Source organism: Citrobacter sp. Cpo103 (genome assembly GCF_030332605.1).
Taxonomy (GTDB): Bacteria; Pseudomonadota; Gammaproteobacteria; order Enterobacterales; family Enterobacteriaceae; genus Citrobacter; species Citrobacter portucalensis.
Window position 1 is genome coordinate 1 of record NZ_JAOWHO010000031.1, and the last position, 4,081, is coordinate 4,081.

The 4,081-nt window shown below is 47.6% G+C and carries 3 protein-coding genes; all 3 read left to right on the plus strand.

The window, feature by feature from the left end; genetic code table 11:
- On the plus strand, positions 1-2,621 hold a 2,621-nt coding region (locus tag OGX89_RS12710; RefSeq protein WP_286560587.1), incomplete at its 5' end, for a T6SS effector BTH_I2691 family protein.
- A gap of 76 nt (positions 2,622-2,697) precedes the next feature.
- Positions 2,698-3,732: a putative type VI secretion system effector gene (locus OGX89_RS12715; protein WP_232397721.1), complete on the plus strand. Its 1,035-nt coding sequence runs from the start codon at positions 2,698-2,700 to the stop codon at positions 3,730-3,732.
- Positions 3,733-3,770: 38 nt separating this feature from the next.
- On the plus strand, positions 3,771-3,920 hold the full coding sequence (locus OGX89_RS12720) for a hypothetical protein (protein WP_172313311.1): 150 nt from the start codon (positions 3,771-3,773) through the stop codon (positions 3,918-3,920).
- Positions 3,921-4,081 lie beyond the last annotated feature (161 nt).

Here is a 4,081-nt window from a genome sequence, read left to right on the forward strand (position 1 = left end):
GGTCGTTGCCGGCGTGGGCAAAACCAGGAGCGTCGTCTTATCCGGCAGAAAGTGAAAATTATCACTATGCGCTGCGTGCGATGCGCAGGGGCTATATCTATATCTACTATCCATACCTGACGGACTGGGAAGCATGGTCGGTGTGTGATGACGGCAGTTTATGGAAGCAACTGTCGGCGAAAAATGTTCTGGAGAAATCAGAGCCTGACTGTAGGCAGGGAACCTACAGTAATGGCGGAAAGGATTTTCTGACGCTGCCATATGAAGTGCTGGAGAATGATATCTGGATAGCATTCACACAGTGTCGCTGGACGGAAAAGACGCTGGAACGTTACGCAAGCGATGGCGGGCAACGGCAGAGCAGAATGCAGCGTCTGAGTGCATTAAACTGGACGTCACCGCAGACTTCAGAGCAAACGACAGAAGCCACGACAGGCAATCTTGCAGGGGTTCTGGATTACATCGCGCCGCAGGGAAGCCAGCTGAGTCCGGCAATGCTGTTACCGTATGGCACCCAGACTAAAATCCGCGTCAGCCAGTGTGTGGGTGAACGCTATGCAATAGTCAAAGAGCCGGGGCCGCAGGAGACATTGTATCCGTGGAAGAGCGGAGTGGCCGGAAACACAATCCGGCAGATGAAGGAACGGGGAGTGAAGCCAGACGGTTCCCCTGTCACGCCGTTGCTGATGGCGCTGCATGATGCAACAGGGATAACGCATGAGCTGACGGGATGGACGAATGATGTCCTGGCGATGGCGAAGATATATGGTGAAGAACGTGCCCTGGAGTTCTGTACCCAGAGTCTGATTAACGGTGTCGAGAATATTATAAAAAAGAGTGCTGAGCAGAATGTGGAACAGCAGCTCGCGGCAATGGGTGGTTCACTTTCAACATCTCGTGATATGGATTACGCATATGGCATGTATGTCTGGAACGAGGGGCGGAAAGGCAATACGAATATTATAAGCCGGGAAGAATTCGAGCGTCAGGCGAAGAAAAGACAGGAGCAGAGCCTGAAAAGTTCGAGGGTGGCAAATAGCCTGCGCAGATATAAAAGAAAGATAAAGCAAGAGCGTCTGGATTCGTTTATTAAATGTGGTGAGGACCTGACGCACAAAATCGATAAACAACTCGAAGTACTAATTGGTTTCCGCTGCCAATGGCTTAAATTTTCAGTTTTTATTCGTACACTGCAGGACTTTTATTCTGACCTTCCACAGGATAATTTGCATTTTCGTGAGATAGCAGCTTTTGCAATGTCTGGGTTAGGTGCGGCGAAATCTGGTGTGAGTTTACTGGATGACTGGATAAAAGATTATTCTACTACTGATGAAAACAACCTCGTCTGGCGTACTCATTTTTATAATGCACCTGAATTAATGACTGTTGCCGAGTCTTTGCTTGCCTGTGTGCGCAAAGGGGGGAGTCAGCCGGTTACAGAACAAAGTTTGTTGGCATTTTTTGAGTCAAAATCCGGCGATCTGGTTAAATTATTCGAAGGGTTTAGTAAAGCAACAGCTGCGCTGGATGAGCCACCTGGAAATGATGCAGTCTGGTCAAAGCGGGTGCTGTATCAAGTTGATCAACACATGGCAACTCTGGGTTCCCGTTTATTCTCCGTTTCGGGTGTGGGACCGAAACTGGACACTTTAAACGATCTTGTTGTTAAAACACTCTGTTCTCTTTCGGCAGGTAAAACAGTAGCGGAGATAAAGTCATTTTCGAGTAAATATTTTGGCTGGGCGACCGAGCGTAGTTACTATATAAACGAAATGCTCTTTATTAATCCTCAGAAAGACAGAGTGTCAGGGCGTTTAAAAGTTGCTCAGGTGCGGTTTTCCGATCTGGAAAAGGCGACTGCGGACTTCAGTATCACGGGAGCGAAAAAAAATGCTTATCGTGCGACAAGTATCAATTTTCTGGTGCTTTTTTTTAATATGACGGAGCTATATAACCAGGTAGATCATTTTAAACGTGATGACTTTTCCAGTTATGCCAAACTGGTCGCTGCGGGATTTGCCACCACGGGAGGCGCGATTGATATTGTCAGTAAAATGATGGATGTCATAAAAAAGAATGATAAATCATTTCCGAAACTGAAATGGATAGGTGCCAGTTGTGCGATGCTCAATGCTATTGCATCGTTGGGGGCTGATTTTTCAGATGCCTACCAGTTAAAAGATGAAAGATCAGTAAATAAACAATGGACATACGGAATACTATATTTGGGGAAAATTCTTAATGATATAACAACCATTATTTCAGTCAGCGGCAAAGTCTTGCCTGCTTTAATGTCAAAATTTGGCTGGAGTACGGCTGTCGGCAGTATGGAGGTGTGGCTGGGGCGTGCAGCGATACCTACGGTGTATGCGCTGGGAATTGAGTGGATTGGTGCCCTCTCGTCCTGGCAGTTCGCTTTGCTTCTGGTGGTCGCAGAGTATGCCCTGAAAGAGTATTTTTTTGAAGATGAAATTCAAATCTGGTTGCAGAACACGCTGTTTGGTGAAAAATTTTCGATAGATATTGATAGCTGTTCTGAAGAAAAAAAAGCAGAACTTATAGTGAAATGCGGAAAATCACTGACGGAATGTTTACGTAAAATAGAATCTTCCAGCAAATAAGAGTGAATTATATTTTCCAATAAAGCTATTCAAGAAATATCAACATGGTCGTATTCACATATTGTAAGAATAAATTATGGAAAAAGAACTGAAATTCTCGGACGGGTTGCGAAGAAGCCTTGAAGGCAGCAATAAAAAATATCCGCTTCATAACTATCTGCAGCAAAAAAGTGAGCTGGCGCGAACGCAGGAAATTCTGCGCAATATTGAGGCCAGAAATGAAAAAGGAAAATGGCTGGCACATTTTCGCCTGAAAGAGAAAGAGCTGCTGGACGTGCTGAAAAACGCCCCGCCGGACCCGGTGCTGCCGCCTCCGGCGCCGCTGATTAAGGTTCGGGGCGTCATTGAAAAACTGACGCAGCGGCGGGTGGTGCAGCATTTCGACGTTCTGTCCTATCCGGAAGGAAGCGCCTACTACGCCCGGTATAAAAAGAAGATGGCGGCATCGGCGGTGGTCTGGGCGGCCAGCGGCTCGGGAGGGACGGCCTCAGCCCTGCTGCAGGACTATGACAGGCCGTTGTGCGGGGCCTGGTATCTGACAGGGCGTATTAACGGCAGGCGTTTTTCCGGCTGGCTGGGATGTCACTGGTGCTATGAAGGGGAGGAGGTGGAGCTGCTGGCGGCCCCGGTCGGCGAGGAGTATCTGGTGTATGCCATCCACAAGCCGGAGGAGCAGTCCCTGTGCATGACGCCGGGGTGTTACCGGGGAAAGAACCAGGCGCGCCGGGCGGCAGTGCGTATCCCGCTACGGGTTTGCTATTTGTGTCTGGTTATTATTATCCCATTATATATACATGTATATAATGGATGGGAGGCATTTTCTGATCCGGAATTTTACATGATGCTGGCTGTGTTTTGTTTTATGTCATTGGGGTTGTGCCTGCTTCCTGCGGCGTGGTCAATTTACAAACATAAACCGTTACCGGAAGAAACGCTGTCAGAGGAGATATTCACCCTGTTGGGCTGGGAAAACGTGGCGGATATTAATCTGGATACGCTCCATAAACGGCGAAAAAAAGAGTGGAAGCGAACGGGGAACCCGCCAAACCCTCTGCGTAAAGGTACCCCCTTTGATTATTCAGGGGGGACACATTGTTTTTTTTATTATTAATACGGATGTTGAATGGTTCTTAACGGCATGGATAACGTATGAAAAAAGAACTGAAATTCTCGGACGGGTTGCGAAGAAGCCTCGAAGGCAGCAATAAAAAATATCCGCTTCATAACTACCTGCAGCAAAAAAGTGAGCTGGCGCGAACGCAGGAAATTCTGCGCAATTTATCGGGTTGGCTGAAATGACAAATCATAAATGTGACTGTATGTCACAGGGACCGGCATTACTACCTGTCCGTTATGCAGTGGTCCCTGAACATATTAAAGGGTCGTTGCCGGCGTGGGCAAAACCAGGAGCGTCGTCTTATCCGGCAGAAAGTGAAAATTATCACTATGCGCTGCGTGCG

Excerpts from the sequence above, each read along its gene's own strand:
- OGX89_RS12715 (WP_232397721.1), top strand. The coding sequence starts at position 2,698 with ATGGAAAAAGAACTGAAATTCTCGGACGGGTTGCGAAGAAGCCTTGAA.
- OGX89_RS12720 (WP_172313311.1), top strand. The coding sequence starts at position 3,771 with ATGAAAAAAGAACTGAAATTCTCGGACGGGTTGCGAAGAAGCCTCGAA.